Raw genomic sequence first — 14717 nt, forward strand, 5'->3', positions numbered from 1 at the left:
CACTCCAATCAATGGCCGGCCATCGCGGGTATTTCGCCGGGAATCATGTCCCCCGGCACGGCGTCGCCCGCCCCCATCGCATGCTCGGGCCCGAGCTCTCCTTCCCACTTCGCCACGACCGAGGTCGCGAGCGTGTTGCCGATCACGTTGGTGGCGCTGCGGCCCATATCGAGGAAGGTGTCGATGCCCATGATCATCAACAGCCCCGCCTCGGGGATGCCGAATTGCGACAACGTCGAGGCGATCACGACGAGGGAGGCGCGCGGCACGCCGGCGACGCCCTTCGAGGTGATCATCAGCGTCGCCAGCATCGCAAGCTGGGTGCCGAGCGGCATGTCGATGTGATAGCTCTGCGCGATGAAGACACTGGCGAAGGTGCAGTACATCATCGTGCCGTCGAGGTTGAAGGAGTAGCCGAGCGGCAGCACGAAGCTGGAGATTCGCGACGAGGCGCCGAAGCGGTTGAGGCCCTCCAGCGTCTTCGGATAGGCCGCTTCCGAGCTCGCGGTGGAGAACGCGATCATCAGCGGCTCGCGGATCAGCTTCAGCAGGTGGGCGTAGCGCGGCCCGATCACGATGAAGCCGACGACCACCAGGATGCCCCACAGGAGCGCGAGCGAGAGATAGAAGCCGCCCATGAAGACGATGAGCTTCCAGAGCACCAGCAGGCCGTTCTTGGCGACCGTCGCTGTGATGGCGGCCCACACCGCGAACGGTGCGAACAGCATCACATAGCCCGTGACCTTGAGCATGATGTGGCCGATGTCGTCGATCAGCGCCAGGATCGGCTTGGAGCGCTCGGGCATCGAGCCCATCGCCACCGAGAAGAACACGGCAAAGATCACGATCTGCAAGATCTCGTTCTGCGCCATCGCATCCGCGATCGAGGTCGGGATCAGATGGGTCAGGAATTTCTCGATCGAGAAGGCGGAAACCGGCAAGCCCGTCGACTGCGCCCTGTCCGGCAGCGTGCCGGGGAAGTTGGCGCCGGGCTGAAGCAGATTGACCATCACGAGGCCGAGCATCAGCGACACGAAGGAGGCGCTGACGAACCAGCCCATGGTCTTGGCGAAGATACGGCCGAGCTTGGAGCCCGAGCCCATATGGGCGATGCCGCCGACCAGGGTCGCGAACACCAGCGGCGCGATGATCATCTTGATCAGGCGCAGGAAGATCACGGCGATCAGGTTGATGGAGGAGGCCCAGTCGGCGCGGGTATCGGGCAGAAAATTATAGATCGCCGCGCCCATGATGATGCCCAGCACCATCGCCGCCAGAATGTATTGCGTAAACCTGTTCGACATAGAAGACCCCCACAACACCGGCCGCTTCATGATGTCGCAGATAGTGCAACGACGCAACACGCTTTGCGTGCATTCGCAATACCGATGTTCCCGTTGCGAAATCAGCGCGCGCGATCTAGCCTTCATGCAGCGCACAACGAGTGCGGGTTGCACCTTTTCGTTGCGGCGGCTGCATCAATAATCGTCAAACAAGCGAAGAGGGAAACGCCATGAGCGGCAACATCAATCGCCAGATTCTGCTGGTGGAAAAGCCCAGCGGCAAGCTCGGTCCCGAGCACTTCAAGATGATCGAGGGTGCGACGCCGGAGCCGAAGGACGGCGAGGCCTTGCTGCACGTGCGTTACATCTCGCTCGACGCGGCCAACCGTGCCTGGATGCATGGCGCGACCTATCGCTCCGCGGTCGAGGCCAACAGCGTGATGGCCGGCGGCGCCATCGCCGAAGTCATCAGCTCGATGGCGCCGGGGCTTGCGCCCGGCGACATCGTGTTCGGCGACACCGGCTGGCAGGAGTTTGCCGCGGTGCCGGCAAAGCATCTCACCAGGATGCCGAAGCTCGAACCGCTCACGCATCTGCTGAGCGTGTTCGGCATCGCCGGCCTCACCGCCTATTTCGGACTGCTGGAAATCAGCAAGCCGAAGGAGGGTGAGACCGTGGTGGTGTCCGCGGCGGCGGGCTCCGTCGGTTCGATCGTCGGGCAAATCGCGAAGATCAAGGGATGCCGCGTGATCGGCATCGCCGGCGGCGCGGACAAATGCAACTGGCTGACCTCCGAACTCGGCTTCGATGCCGCCGTCGACTACAAGGACGGCGCGGTGTTCAAGGCACTGCGCGCGGCCGCGCCCAAAGGCATCGACGTCTATTTCGACAATGTCGGCGGCGACATTCTCGAAGCCTGCCTGCCGCAGATGAACAATTACGGCCGCATCGCCTGCTGCGGCGCGATCTCGCAATATGACGGCACGCCCGCGGCGCATGGCCCGCGCGGCGTGCCCGGCCTGATCGTGGTGAAGCGGCTGGTCATGCAGGGCTTCATCGTGATGGACTACATGAAGGAGAGCCAGCGCGCGCTCGCAGACCTCCAGGCTTGGGTCACATCCGGCACACTGAAGGTGCAGGAGGACATCATCGACGGACTGGAGAACACGCCGAAAGCGCTGATCGGATTGCTTGCGGGAGAGAACCGCGGCAAGCGCATGGTCAGGCTCTGACGACGTAGTTACGTCGCAATCGCACCAGCATAATTGACTTGCGGTAGAGGTCGAGGCGGCCAATGATGCGGCACGCAGTATCACGACGATTGTTTGCATCAATTTTAGAAAGTCGGCGGCGTTACCGACTGGGCAGGAATTCATTCAATGTTCAACACTCAAATGTTCGACACGTTGAAACATGCATCGCGTAGCGCGTTGCTGGCGGCGGCGCTCTTCGCAACTGCAACAGGCGCATTCGCGCAAGCGCCGACCGAGGCCCAGAAGGGCGCCATCCGGTCCGCATGCCGCTCGGACTTCATGGCGCACTGCGCGAGCGTGACGCCCGGCGGCGTGGAAGCGTATCAATGTCTTCAGAAGAACATCTCGAGCCTCTCATCGGGATGCCAGACCGCGGTTCGCGCGGTCGAGCCCGCGGCGGCGCCGAAGACCGAAGCTGCGCCCAAGGCGGAAACGGCGCCTGCCGCGCCAAAGGTTGAATCCGCCCCCGCTGCAAAACCGGCAGCCGCGCCGGCGCCGAAGGCTGCTGCCACAAAGCAGCCGAGCAGCGCGCAGGCTGCAGCGGTCAAGAGCGCGTGCCGCGCCGATTATCCCAAGGTGTGCGCCAGCGTGCCGCCGGGCGGCGCCCCCGCGCTCGAATGCCTGGAGAAGAACAAGACACAGGTTTCGCCGGCCTGCGAGAAGGCCGTGACCGCTGCGGCCGGTGGCGGCGCAGCGGCAACGGCAGCGCCTGCGGGCGCGGCTCCAGCGGCAGCGGCACCGGCAGCCGCACCAGCCGCGATCGTGCTGCGTCCACTGCGGCCGCGCGAAGAGCTGTTCATCGTCCGCTCCGCCTGCGGCGCCGACATCCGCACTCTCTGTGCCGGCGTCGCGCCCGGCGGCGGCCGCATCGTACAATGCATCAGCAGCAACGCCGCATCGCTGTCGCCTGCGTGCAAGGACGTGCTCGCCCCGTTCGCGGCGCGGTGAGGCGGCGCATGATTGCGCGCCACAGCGCGCGACAATGCCTGGCAGCGTACGCGAAATGAATTTTCGCGCGCCTGCAACGACAAGCCTTTTGCAAGCATCCGATTTCAATCACGACAAGACCGGGAGGAAGACATGCGTTCATTGCTGCTTATCGCTTCTGCGCTGCTCGCTTTCGCGGCGACCATGACCTTCGAGGCCTCCGATGCCAACGCGGTGGTCTGCGCCCGCGGCGTCTATCGCGCGGGCTGCGCCGGACCGAACGCGGCCGTCGTGGTCCGCAAGCCGGTTCCGGCGGTCCGCTGCACCAAAGTGCTGGTCAACGGGGTCTGGGTGAAGCGCTGCGTCTGACGGTGCGGATGGCCAAGCCGCCGCGGTTTGGCTATGCTTCGCAACTGATGGTTTCGGACACGCGTCAAATCGTGTGTTTGGAGCCAGCTTCGGCGCGCCATGCCATGCCAATAATTCCGCTGGCGCCGGACGTCGGAGCACATTAGTCTACCCCTAGATAGTAAGTATACTGTCAATCAGGGAGGCAGACGTTGCGGATCGCCGTGATTGGCGGGGGGCCCGGTGGGCTCTACTTTGCCTATCTCTGGAAGAAGCGTCACCCCGAGGATCAGGTCGACCTGTTCGAACAGAACCCGGCCGACGCGACCTGGGGCTTTGGCGTCGTGTTCTCCGACCAGGCTCTGGAATTTTTGCGCGCCGACGACCCGGAAACGGTCGACGCGATCGCGCCGCATATGGAGAGCTGGCAGAACATCACACTCAACCTTCATGGCGGCAGCGTCGCCATCGACGGCGTCGGCTTCTCCTCGATCGGCCGGCTCGAGCTCTTGCAGTTCCTCCAGCAGCGTGCGTTCGATGCCGGCGTCACGCCGCGCTTCGACACACAGATCCACGCCATCGACCAGCTCAACGGTCACGATCTGATCGTCGCCGCCGACGGATTGAACTCGCTGGTGCGCCGCGCTTTCGAGGGCGATTTCGGCACCTCGCTATCCTATTCCTCCAACAAATTCGCCTGGTACGGCACCTCGAAGCGCTTCGACACGCTGTCGCAGACCTTCGTGAAGACCGACCGCGGCGCCTTCAATGCCCACCACTATCGCTACTCGCCGACCATGAGTACCTTCCTGGTCGAATGCGACCACGCGACATGGCAGGCCTATGGCTTCGCCTACAAGGATGCCGAGCAGTCCAAGGGCGTCTGCGAGGAGGTCTTTGCCGACACGCTGGGTGGCCATTGCCTGGTCTCCAACAAATCGGTCTGGCGCAATTTTCCCTGGGTCTGGAACGAGCACTGGTCGTTCAAGAACATGGTGCTGGTCGGCGACGCCCTGCACTCGGCGCATTTCTCCATCGGCTCGGGGACGCGGCTCGCGATCGAGGATGCCATTGCGCTGGTCAAGGCGCTGGAATCGGACGCGCATCTTTCGACCGCGCTGCACCGCTACCAGGCCGCACGCAAGCCGGTGGTGCAGAAGCTCCTCGATGCCGCGCGCACCTCGGCCTTCTGGTACGAGCACTTTGCCCAGCACATGCAGCTCGGCCTGATGGACTTTGCCTATAGCTACATCACCCGCTCCGGCCGCATCGACGATTCCCGGCTGCGGGCGATGTCGCCCGCTTTCATGGCGCGCTTGGAGGCCGCCAGGAACGGCGGAGATGCGGCATGAGCAACGAGATCCGCGACCAGGTGCCCGCCGACAGCGCGGGCGCCCACGAGATCGGCTTTGCCATTCCGCAAACCTACAATGCCAGCCGCATTCTGTTCGACCAACTCGCCAAAGGCCGCGGCGACAAGCCCGCGCTGATTGGGCCCGCGGGAATGCGCAGCTATGCCGAGCTTTGCGCGGAAGCTTGCCGCTGGGGCAACGGCTTTGCATCGCTCGGCCTGAAGCGCGGCGACCGCGTGCTGCTGTTCCTCGACGATACCCCGGCCTATCCGGCAGCATTCTTCGGCGCGGTGCGCGCCGGCTTCGTGCCGCTCCTGATCAACACACTGACGCCGCCGGACCTGCTGCAATTCTATCTGGCCGATTCCGGCGCGGCCGTTGCGGTGGCGGATGCCGAATTCGCGACGCGCTTCAATGCAGAGGCCTGCAAGGCGACCTGCCTGCGCACGCTGATCGTCGTCGACGGCGAAGCGCACGACCACGCCGCGCCTGCGGAGATCGCAGCGCCAAGCTGGCTCGCGCAGTTCCCGGCTGAGCTGGCCGAAGCCGCCACGCATCGCAACGAGATGGCGTTCTGGATGTACTCCTCCGGCTCGACCGGCCGGCCCAAGGGCATCGTGCATCTCCAGCACGACATGGCCTACAGCGATGCCGCTTTTGCGCAGAACGTGTTGCAGCTGACGCCCGGCGACATCTGCTTCTCGGTGCCGAAAATCTTCTTCGCCTACGGTTTCGGCAACTCCGTCACCTTCCCGTTCTCCGCGGGTGCGGCGACGCTGCTGCTGCCGGGACAGCCCAAGCCCGCGGCGATCTTCGCCGCGATCGGACAATACAAGCCGACGGTCTTCTTCGGCCTGCCGACGCTCTATACCTCGCTCACCAAGGCCGAAGGGACCGACAAGACGGATTTCTCGTCGGTGCGGATGTCGCTCTCGGCGGCCGAGGTGCTCTCGGCCGAAGTCTTCAACGGCTGGAAGACGCTCAGCGGCCTCGAGATCGTCGAAGGCCTCGGCTCGACCGAGGTGCTGCACATCTATCTCTCCAACCGCCCCGGGCAGAAGAAGCTCGGCGCCGCAGGACTGCGCGTGCCCGGCTACGAGGTCGCGCTGCGCGACAAGGACGGCCGCGAGGTCGGCGACGATGAGGAAGGCATCTTGTGGGTGCGCGGCGATTCCAACACGCCGCTGTACTGGAACCGGCCGGACAAATCCGCCGAGACCATCCGCGACGGCGGCTGGATCTACACCGGCGACCGCTTCGTCCGCGATGCCGACGGCTTCCACTTCTTCCGCGGCCGTGCCGACGATCTCATCAAGATCTCAGGCCAGTGGGTCTACCCGCTCGAGGTCGAGCTGTGCCTCGCCGACCACCCCGACATCCGCGAATGCGCAGTGTTCGCGGCAGAGCTCCCGGACCGGCGCATGACGCTGAAGGCGGTGGTGGTGATGAACAATCGGGCCGTGGACCAGAGCGAGGCGACGCGCAGGCTCCAGGATTACGTCAAGGGCAAGCTGCTTCCTTACAAATATCCGCGCGAGGTGATCTTCATCGACGAGCTGCCGAAGACGGGCACGGGGAAGATCGATCGGCAGGCATTGTTGCGGATGTGAGGCAAGGCCGCGGCCACATTCACACTACCTTCACCCCGCCTTCCCCAGATGCTCCAGCGCATCCTCGGCCCTCAGCGGCACCCGTGAGGCCTCGTTGTTGAGATCGACGAGCTGTACCAGGAGCGTCAGCAGCGCCTTGCGGTCGGCGGGCTTGAGCGGCTCCAGCATGCGCGCCTGGGCGCGCTCGACGGCGGGGATGATCTCGCGCAGGATCGCGGCGCCTGATTTCGTCAGATAGAGCAGCTTGATGCGCTTGTCTTCCAGCGCCGGCTTGCGCTCGACGAAATCCTTGGCCTGCAGCCGCTCGATCACACTGCCAAGCGTGGAGCGGTCGAAGGCGATCACCGCCGACAACCGCGTCGCGTCGATGCCGGGATGGGTGTGGATCGCGATCAGCGCCGCATATTGCACCGGCGTCAGGTCGAACGCCTTGCACTCCTCCATGAAGATCGAGACCGCGATCTGCTGCATGCGCCGGAACAGATAGCCCGGCGCGGCATAGACCGCATCGATTGTGATCGGAGGAGCAGGCCTACTCGGCATCGGGCTGCTTCTCCGGCGCGGCGTTCGCGAACGCCGGCAGCGCCTTGGCGGCCGCTTCCGCCTTGAGCAGGCGCGGATAGGCCGAGACATCGACACCGAAGCGGCGGGCATTGGCGAGTTGCGGCACCAGGCAGAGATCGGCGAGCATCGGCCGATCGCCAAAACAGAACGGCCCGGACTCATTCTTGATCAGCGTCTCGCAGGCTGACAGCCCCTCGCGGTTGACCCAGGCCGCCCAGTCCTGAACCTTCTCTTCGGCAAGGCCAAGCTCGCGCAGCCGTGCCAGCACTTTCAAATTCTGAACCGGATGGGTGTCGCAGGCGATCGCCAGCGCGAACGCCCTGACCTTGGCGCGTTGCAGCGGGTCCTTCGGCAGCAGCGGCGGGATCGGGTGGATTTCGTCCAGCCACTCGATGATGGCGACCGATTGGGTCAGCACTGCGCCCGCATCGTTCTCCAGTGCGGGAACCAGCCCCTGCGGGTTGATGGCGAGATAGGCCGGCGCGCATTGCTCGCCCTTGCGCAGATGATACGGCAGATGCTCGGCGCCGAGGCCCTTCAGGTTCAGTGCGATCCGCACGCGGTAAGCCGCGCTGGAACGGAAATAGCCGTGCAGCTTCATCGAAACCCTTCCTGTCAAATTTATTCATCATTCCGGGGCGACGCGCCAGCGTCGAGCCCGGAATGACTGCCATTGCTACTGTCCGTCCGTCACATTGACGCTACCTAAATCGTCAGTATACTGTCAATCGACAAACCGAACGGGAGCCGCACCATGGAAGCCGTGACCAAGACGCCGGAACGCGAGGCGTTCTACAAGAAGATCGACGGCGAAAATCTCACCGCGCTGTGGACGGTGATGGGCGATTTGATCACGCCGGAGCCGAGGAGCGCCTGCCGTCCGCATCTGTGGAAGTTCGAAATCATCCGCGACTACATGACCGATGCCGGCAAGCTCATCACGGCCAAGGAAGCCGAGCGGCGCGTGCTGGTGCTGGAAAATCCCGGCCTGCGCGGCCAGTCAAGAATCACGACCTCGCTCTATGCCGGCGTGCAGATGGTGGTGCCCGGCGACGTCGCGCCCGCACATCGCCACAGCCAGTCGGCGCTGCGCTTCGTGCTCGAGGGCAAAGGCGCCCACACCGCGGTCGACGGCGAGCGCACCGCGATGGAGCAAGGCGATTTCATCATCACGCCGTCGATGACCTGGCACGATCATTCCAACGAGACGAGCGAGCCGATGTTCTGGCTCGATGGCCTCGATATTCCGCTGGTGCAGTTCTTCGACTGCTCCTTTGCGGAGGGCTCGAACGAGGACCAGCAGAAGATCACCAAACCGTCCGGCGACAGTTTTGCGCGCTACGGCCACAATCTGCTGCCGGTCGACGTAAAGCGAAGCTCGAAGACCTCGCCCATCTTCAGCTATCCCTATGCCCATACGCGCGAGGCGCTGGAGAAAGCCAAGACGCGCGAGGAGTGGGATGCCTGCCACGGGCTGAAGCTGAAATTCAGCAATCCCGAGACCGGCGATTTCGCCATGCCGACCATCGGCACTTTCATCCAGCTGCTGCCGAAGAGTTTTACGAGCGCGCGCTACCGTTCGACGGATGCCACCGTGTTCTGTCCGATCGAGGGCCATGGCCGCACCCGCATCGGCGATGCGACCTTCGAATGGGGCCCGCGCGATTTGTTCGTGGTGCCGAGCTGGCGGTGGGTCACGCACGAAGCCGACATGGATGCGGTGCTGTTCAGCTTCTCCGATCGGCCGGTGCAGCAGAAGCTGGATCTGTTTCGCGAAGATCGCGGGAATGCGTGAGGGCACCGGCTTCGTAGGGTGGGCAAAAGGCGCCCTTGCGCCGTGCCCACCATGCCTTCGCGACTGACGAAAAGATGGTGGGCACGCTTTCGCTTTGCCCACCCTACGGCCTTACGCTTGCCCGGGACGGCGGGTGTGATTGCAGCTATCGCCAGTGCAGCAGCCGCGTCTCCAGCCAATTGATCACCCTGCCAACCGCCAGCCCAAACACCGACAGGATCACCACGCCCGCGAGCAGCTGGTCCGTCTGCATCAGATTTCCGGCCTGGAGCACGAACGCCCCGATGCCGTATTGCGCGCCGATCATCTCGGCGCTGACGACGAGCAGCAGCGCGACCGACGCCGTGATGCGGAAGCCGGCGAGGATTGCGGGCAGCGCGCCCGGCCAGATCACCTTGCGCACGATGGTGGCGAACGGCACGTTGAAACTCTGCGCCATGCGGATGAGGTTGCGCGGCACCGCATCGACGCCGCTATAGACCGAGATCGCGGTCGAGAAGAACACCCCGAGCGCAATGGTCGCGATCTTCGGCTCTTCGCCGATGCCGAGCCAAAGGATCAACAGCGGCAGCAGCGCGATCTTCGGGATCGGAAACAGCGCGGAGATAAAGGTGATGCCGACGCTGCGCGCCAGCCGCGACAGGCCGATGCCAAAGCCCACGACCACGCCGGCCGTGGTCCCCAGCAGCCAGCCGACGCCGATGCGCAGCAGCGAGGCCGAGAGGTGCTGCCAGAGCGCGCCGGAGACGGCGAGCTGGTAGATCGCGCGGGCGATCGCCGCCGGCGCCGGCAGGAACAGCGGATTGACCAGGCCGGCGCTGCCGGCCGCCTGCCAGATCGCGATGACGAAGGCCAGCGCGATCCAGCCACCGAAGCGGCTGCTGGCGGGCACGAAGCCCGCGCCCCGAAAACGAACGCGCCGGGCCGGCTCATTCTTCGCAGGCACTTCCGCCGGAGCACGATCAAGCATGCTGCACCTCGCGCTCGGCATCGATCGCCTCGTTGCGGATCAGCGACCATATCTGGTTCTGAAGCGCGAGCAGCTTTTCACGGGCCGCGATTTCGCCGCGCTCAGTGCGCGTCATCGGAACGCTCACGACCTCGCGGATGCGCCCGGGACGCCGCGACAGCACCACGATGCGATCGGCGAGCCGCGCTGCTTCTTCGAGATTATGCGTGACGTAGACCGCACCCATGCCGCCATCGGCAAGCAGGCGGACGAAATCCTCCATCAGGAGCTCGCGGGTCTGCGAGTCCAGCGCGGAGAGCGGCTCGTCCATCAGCAGGATCGCAGGCCTGACCGCAAGCGCACGCGAGATGCCGACGCGCTGGCGCATGCCGCCGGAGAGCTGCTTTGGATAGGTTGTGCGGAAATCGGTGAGGCCGGTGCGGCGCAAGGCATCATCGACCTGCGCACGGCGCTGCGCGGCCGAGAGCTGTGTGTGCAGCAGCGGGAATTCGACGTTCTCCTCCACATTGGCCCACGGCAGCAGCGCAAAATCCTGGAACACGAAGGTCAGCGGATTGAGACTGTCCGCCGGCGGCGATCCGCGCAGCTCGGGCGCACCGGAGGTCGGCTGCAACAGCCCGCCGAGGATCGACAGCAGCGTGCTCTTGCCACAGCCGGACGGCCCGACGATCGCCACCACCTCGCCGGCACTGACCGTGAACGAGACATCGTCGAGCACGGCGAGGTCGCCGAATCGATGGGAGATGTGGTTGGCGATCAGGTCCATGAATTCTGCCCCACTCTCAATCCGTCATCCTGAGGTGCTCGACTTGCGGCCTGCCGCAAGTCGAGCCTCGAAGGATGCCCGGCCCGGATGCAGCTCGGCCGTACATCCTTCGAGGCTCGCCCCGCCGTGCTCTCGCACGGCCGGGTTCGCACCTCAGGATGACGGAGATGGAGGGGCGCACGCATCAATCAATCCGCCTTCACATAATCCTTGGCGATGATCGCGCTCGCATCAAAGCCCTTGTCGGCAAAACCCTGCTCCTGCAGCCATTTGATCTGGTTGTCGACGTTCTTCACGTCGAGCTTGCCGTCCGGATCGACATAGGCGCAATTGCCGACCACCTGCTCGACCGGCAAATTGGTGTATTTTGCGATGATCTCGAGCAGCGGCTTTGTCTTGTCGTTGATCGGCGCGACGCCGTCCTTCATCGCGGCGAGGATGACGTCGTGATACTCACGGTCGGCCTTTGCCAGGACGCCGAGCAGCTTCGTCACCAGCGCCTTGTTGGTCAGCGTCTTCGGCGAGGCGAACACCGCGCCCAGCTGCCAGGGCGTCTCGTCGCCGACCCAGCCCAAAAATTTCGCGCCGCCCTCGTCCATCAGCTTTCGTGCGGTCGAGATCGGCAGCAGCGCCGCATCGACGGTCTCCCCCTTCAGCGCCGCCGCCGCGTTCGACAGCGATTGCAGCGGGATGATCTTCACCTCAGTGAGCTTGAACCCGTATTTGTCGGCGAGCAGCCCCAGCGAATAGTGAAAGGACGATCCGACCTGCGTCACCGCCACGCGCTTGCCCACGAGGTCCTTCGGCGTCTTCAGCCCGGCGGCATAGGCGTTGTTGCTGGCGAAATAGCCGATCAGGGGATAGCCGGCCTTTTCGCGGCTCATGCCGCCGATCACTTTCAGCACGCCCTTGCCGGCGAGATTGTAGAGACCGGCGGTGAAGGCGGTGACGCCGAAATCAATGTCGCCCGAGGTCGTGGCGACCGCAATCGGCTGCGCCGCGTCGAAGAATTTCAGCTCGACGTCGAGGCCGGCCTCGCGGAAATAGCCCTTGTCCTGCGCGATGAAGACCGGCGCGGAGGACGAAAGCCTGAGCACGCCGACCCTGGCCTTCAGCGCGTCCTCGGCGTGCGCCGTGCCCATCGCTGTGATCGCCACCAGGCTAGCTAGCGCGAGCCGCGCAATCCCGATCATCACGTTTCCTCCGTCGTCGCTGTTTTGCAGTCCGTCGTTTTGCAGTCCGTCACAGTCCGTCGGGCACGGGCTGGTCCCGCCCGATGAAGGCGCCCTGTTGTTTCAATGTTTCCTGCAAGTTTTCAACTGGGATGTCACGCGGGATTCGGTTTCCGGAGAGCGCCAACGCCGCGGCGGAACCGGCCGCCTCGCCCATCACGAAACAGGCACCGGAGACCCGCGCCGCCGATTGGCCCTCATGGGTCATCGAGGCGCAGCGGCCGGCAACCAGGAGATTGTCGACGCCCTCGGGCACCAGCATGCGGTAGGGCAGCTCGTTATAGCCGCGCGATTCCGGGATCGGCGGGAAGGTGAAGACGACGTCGCCGGGAACATGGGCCTCGATCGGCCAGCCATTGACGCCGATCGAGTCCTCGAACGAGGCGCAGCCGAGCACGTCCTCGCCGCTGAGCTGATAACCGCCATTGATGCGGCGGGTCTCGCGGATGCCGAGCTGCGGCGGCAGGTCGACGATGTAGGACTTTTCAAAACCCGGCACGGTGCGGAGAAATTCGAAGGCGGCGAGCGCCTGCTTGCGGCCCTCGATCTCGCCGCGGGTGAGATCGTCAGGCTCGATGCCGTTGATGGCATGGCCATCCTCGCGCGCCACTTGCGTGAAATTGACCCGCCATTCGATGCCTGATTTCTGCGGCCGCACGATCGCGCTCTTGCGCGGGAATTTGTGGGTGCCGGCGGCGAGTGCCTTCTCCATCAATTGCGGGATGGTCCGCCAGGCCTCGCCCGCTTTGTCCGGATCGATGCCGTTGAGACGGAGCATCATCGAGGGATACATCGGATGACCGTGCTCGTCGCCGAATTCGAACGGCGCCCCGGCCCAGACCGCAAGATCGCCGTCGCCGGAGCAATCGATAAAAATCTCGGCGCGTACCGCCTGCCGGCCGGCCTTGGTCTCGACCATCAGCGCGTCGATGCGGCGGTCGTCGCCCATCACCACGCCGGCGCCGAGCGCGTGGAAGAGGATGTGCACCTTGTGGCTTGCGAGGAGTTCGTCGGCCGCGATCTTGTAGGCGGCGGTGTCATAGGCCTGGGCGAAGACCTTGCCGAGGATCAAATGCGGCGCATTGAGGCCGTTCAATCGATCGATCCGCGCCAGCAGCTCGGACGCCATGCCCTGCACCAGACGGTGGGCCTGGCCGTAGACATTGCCATGGAGGCCGCAGAAATTGGTGACGCCGGCGGCGGTGCCCATGCCGCCGAGAAAGCCATAACGCTCGATCAGCAGCGTCCGCCGCCCGGCGCGTGCAGCCGAAGCCGCCGCCACGATGCCGGCCGGGCCGCCGCCGAGCACGACGATTTCATATTCGCCGTAGAGCGGCACCTGGCGTGCCGGTTCTTCGATCGTCATGGCTTGCATGGCGCGTCCTGCTCCCAAACTCTCTTGCTTGGACCGGACTATGAATTAACGCGCGCCAGGCTACAATCCATCAAAATACGCGACCAGCTTTCGCGAATCGAGAAAGGTCAAGATGGACATCCTGGTGAACCTTCAGGCGTTTCTCGCCACCGCCGATGCGGCCGGCTTCTCCGCCGCCGCGCGAAAACTCGATGTCTCGACCTCCGTCGTCGCCAAGCGCGTCACGCAACTGGAGGCGCGGATCGGCACGCCGCTGTTTCACCGCTCGACCCGACAATTGCGGCTGACGGAAGCCGGCCAGCGCTACGTGCATCGCGCCCGCGGCGTCGTCACCGACGCCACCGACCTGCTCTCGCGCATGGGCGAGAAGGGCCACGACCTCGTCGATCACCTCCGCATCAAGGCGCCGACCTCGCTGACAGTGGCGCGGCTCGCCGACGCCTTCAGCGCGTTCCAGACCCAGAACCCGCGGCTCAAGCTCGAAATCGTGCTGATCGACCGCCCGGTCGATCCGGTGACCGAAGGCTTTGACATCGCTATCGGCGCCTTCCCGCATTCCTTCGGCGGTGTCGTCGACGAGCCGCTGTGCGCGCTGAAGCGGTTGCTCTGCGCGTCGCCTGCCTATTTGAAGAAGCACGGCACGCCAAAGCATCCGCGCGATCTCGTCGAGCATCGCTGCCTCAGCTTTCTGCCGACGGGACCGGAGTGGATCTTTGAGGGGCCGCGCGGCCGCATCAGCATCCAGGTCAGCCCGCTGCTCTCCTCCAACGAAGGACATGTGCTGGCGCGTAGCGCGATCGCCGGCAACGGCATCGCGCTGATGTCGCATTATCTCGTCGCGGATGCCTTGCGCGACGGCACGCTCAAGGCGGTGCTGCGGGATTTCCCGATTCCGGAATTGTGGGTGAAAGCCGCGATCCCCGAGCGGCGGCGCAACGCCGCCGCGGTGCAGGCGCTGCTCACCCTGCTGAAAACGTCACTCGCGCCGTCGCTGTAAGCCTTGTCGCGCGCTTGTCATTGAGATGGCAGTTGCTCTCGCAGGGCGGACCTGAGAGAAGTTGTGCCAAGCGCGCGGAGGCCGTAGCCCGCATGAGCGAAGCGATATGCGGGGCCACTCGCGGCATTCCCGGATGTCGCTTCGCTCATCCGGGCTTCTGTAACGGGCCTTGGTTAGTCAATCCCTTTTTGCGTCATCCGCTTGCCGGGAACCTGCTTCTGTACGGGATCAACGCGATGGTCGTC

General features: G+C 64.6%; 14 protein-coding genes. 7 read left to right on the plus strand and 7 right to left on the minus strand.

Features of this window, described 5'->3' with window-relative positions; all coding sequences use genetic code 11:
* Positions 1-8 precede the first annotated feature (8 nt).
* On the minus strand, positions 9-1304 hold the full coding sequence (locus IVA80_RS18665) for a dicarboxylate/amino acid:cation symporter (RefSeq protein ID WP_247433296.1): 1296 nt from the start codon (positions 1302-1304) through the stop codon (positions 9-11).
* Positions 1305-1513: 209 nt separating this feature from the next.
* On the opposite strand from IVA80_RS18665, the gene IVA80_RS18670 reads away from it, so the two are divergent.
* From IVA80_RS18670 to IVA80_RS18690, 5 genes are all read left to right on the plus strand, one after another.
* Positions 1514-2515, plus strand: coding sequence for an NADP-dependent oxidoreductase (locus tag IVA80_RS18670; RefSeq protein ID WP_247433299.1), 1002 nt, complete (start codon positions 1514-1516; stop codon positions 2513-2515).
* A gap of 162 nt (positions 2516-2677) precedes the next feature.
* A complete protein-coding gene (locus IVA80_RS18675; protein WP_247433342.1) occupies positions 2678-3484 on the plus strand; it encodes a cysteine rich repeat-containing protein in 807 nt (268 codons plus the stop codon).
* A gap of 132 nt (positions 3485-3616) precedes the next feature.
* On the plus strand, positions 3617-3832 hold the full coding sequence (locus IVA80_RS18680) for a hypothetical protein (protein WP_247433302.1): 216 nt from the start codon (positions 3617-3619) through the stop codon (positions 3830-3832).
* A 191-nt stretch (positions 3833-4023) separates the two neighbouring features.
* Positions 4024-5163, plus strand: coding sequence for an FAD-dependent monooxygenase (locus IVA80_RS18685; RefSeq protein WP_247433305.1), 1140 nt, complete (start codon positions 4024-4026; stop codon positions 5161-5163).
* A complete protein-coding gene (locus IVA80_RS18690; protein ID WP_247433308.1) occupies positions 5160-6773 on the plus strand; it encodes a benzoate-CoA ligase family protein in 1614 nt (537 codons plus the stop codon). The genes IVA80_RS18685 and IVA80_RS18690 overlap by 4 nt, the downstream gene beginning before the upstream one ends.
* 30 nt (positions 6774-6803) lie before the next feature.
* Here IVA80_RS18690 and IVA80_RS18695 read toward each other — a convergent pair whose 3' ends face one another.
* Positions 6804-7316 (minus strand): MarR family transcriptional regulator, encoded by a 513-nt coding sequence (locus IVA80_RS18695; protein WP_247433310.1) that lies wholly within the window; start codon positions 7314-7316, stop codon positions 6804-6806.
* Positions 7306-7938, minus strand: a complete 633-nt coding sequence (gene maiA, locus IVA80_RS18700; protein WP_247433315.1) for a maleylacetoacetate isomerase — start codon at positions 7936-7938, stop codon at positions 7306-7308. Before maiA ends, IVA80_RS18695 begins: the two co-directional genes overlap by 11 nt.
* 153 nt (positions 7939-8091) lie before the next feature.
* Here maiA and gtdA point away from each other — a divergent pair, with 153 nt between their 5' ends.
* Positions 8092-9132: a gentisate 1,2-dioxygenase gene (gtdA, locus tag IVA80_RS18705; protein ID WP_247433318.1), complete on the plus strand. Its 1041-nt coding sequence runs from the start codon at positions 8092-8094 to the stop codon at positions 9130-9132.
* Positions 9133-9277: 145 nt separating this feature from the next.
* On the opposite strand, the gene IVA80_RS18710 is transcribed toward gtdA, so the two are convergent.
* The 4 genes from IVA80_RS18710 to IVA80_RS18725 form a co-directional block, all read right to left on the minus strand.
* Positions 9278-10102 carry an ABC transporter permease gene (locus tag IVA80_RS18710; RefSeq protein WP_247433321.1) on the minus strand — a complete coding sequence of 275 codons (825 nt, stop codon included), beginning with the start codon at positions 10100-10102 and terminating at the stop codon, positions 9278-9280.
* Positions 10095-10868, minus strand: coding sequence for an ABC transporter ATP-binding protein (locus tag IVA80_RS18715; protein WP_247433323.1), 774 nt, complete (start codon positions 10866-10868; stop codon positions 10095-10097). The genes IVA80_RS18710 and IVA80_RS18715 overlap by 8 nt, the downstream gene beginning before the upstream one ends.
* Positions 10869-11056: 188 nt before the next feature.
* On the minus strand, positions 11057-12061 hold the full coding sequence (locus tag IVA80_RS18720; protein WP_247433326.1) for an ABC transporter substrate-binding protein: 1005 nt from the start codon (positions 12059-12061) through the stop codon (positions 11057-11059).
* Between the two features lie 49 nt (positions 12062-12110).
* A complete protein-coding gene (locus IVA80_RS18725; RefSeq protein WP_247433329.1) occupies positions 12111-13475 on the minus strand; it encodes an FAD-dependent oxidoreductase in 1365 nt (454 codons plus the stop codon).
* A gap of 112 nt (positions 13476-13587) precedes the next feature.
* Between IVA80_RS18725 and IVA80_RS18730 the strand changes: the two genes are divergently transcribed.
* Positions 13588-14472 carry a LysR family transcriptional regulator gene (locus tag IVA80_RS18730; RefSeq protein WP_247433331.1) on the plus strand — a complete coding sequence of 295 codons (885 nt, stop codon included), beginning with the start codon at positions 13588-13590 and terminating at the stop codon, positions 14470-14472.
* Positions 14473-14717: the final 245 nt, after the last annotated feature.

The sequence above is a fragment of the Bradyrhizobium sp. 139 genome (assembly GCF_023074175.1).
Classification (GTDB): domain Bacteria; phylum Pseudomonadota; class Alphaproteobacteria; order Rhizobiales; family Xanthobacteraceae; genus Bradyrhizobium.

Excerpts from the sequence above, each read along its gene's own strand:
- IVA80_RS18675 (WP_247433342.1), top strand. The coding sequence starts at position 2,678 with ATGTTCGACACGTTGAAACATGCATCGCGTAGCGCGTTGCTGGCGGCG.
- IVA80_RS18720 (WP_247433326.1), bottom strand. The coding sequence starts at position 12,061 with ATGATCGGGATTGCGCGGCTCGCGCTAGCTAGCCTGGTGGCGATCACA.
- IVA80_RS18665 (WP_247433296.1), bottom strand. The coding sequence starts at position 1,304 with ATGTCGAACAGGTTTACGCAATACATTCTGGCGGCGATGGTGCTGGGC.
- gtdA (WP_247433318.1), top strand. The coding sequence starts at position 8,092 with ATGGAAGCCGTGACCAAGACGCCGGAACGCGAGGCGTTCTACAAGAAG.
- IVA80_RS18710 (WP_247433321.1), bottom strand. The coding sequence starts at position 10,102 with ATGCTTGATCGTGCTCCGGCGGAAGTGCCTGCGAAGAATGAGCCGGCC.
- maiA (WP_247433315.1), bottom strand. The coding sequence starts at position 7,938 with ATGAAGCTGCACGGCTATTTCCGTTCCAGCGCGGCTTACCGCGTGCGG.
- IVA80_RS18715 (WP_247433323.1), bottom strand. The coding sequence starts at position 10,868 with ATGGACCTGATCGCCAACCACATCTCCCATCGATTCGGCGACCTCGCC.
- IVA80_RS18725 (WP_247433329.1), bottom strand. The coding sequence starts at position 13,475 with ATGCAAGCCATGACGATCGAAGAACCGGCACGCCAGGTGCCGCTCTAC.
- IVA80_RS18680 (WP_247433302.1), top strand. The coding sequence starts at position 3,617 with ATGCGTTCATTGCTGCTTATCGCTTCTGCGCTGCTCGCTTTCGCGGCG.
- IVA80_RS18695 (WP_247433310.1), bottom strand. The coding sequence starts at position 7,316 with ATGCCGAGTAGGCCTGCTCCTCCGATCACAATCGATGCGGTCTATGCC.
- IVA80_RS18670 (WP_247433299.1), top strand. The coding sequence starts at position 1,514 with ATGAGCGGCAACATCAATCGCCAGATTCTGCTGGTGGAAAAGCCCAGC.
- IVA80_RS18730 (WP_247433331.1), top strand. The coding sequence starts at position 13,588 with ATGGACATCCTGGTGAACCTTCAGGCGTTTCTCGCCACCGCCGATGCG.
- IVA80_RS18690 (WP_247433308.1), top strand. The coding sequence starts at position 5,160 with ATGAGCAACGAGATCCGCGACCAGGTGCCCGCCGACAGCGCGGGCGCC.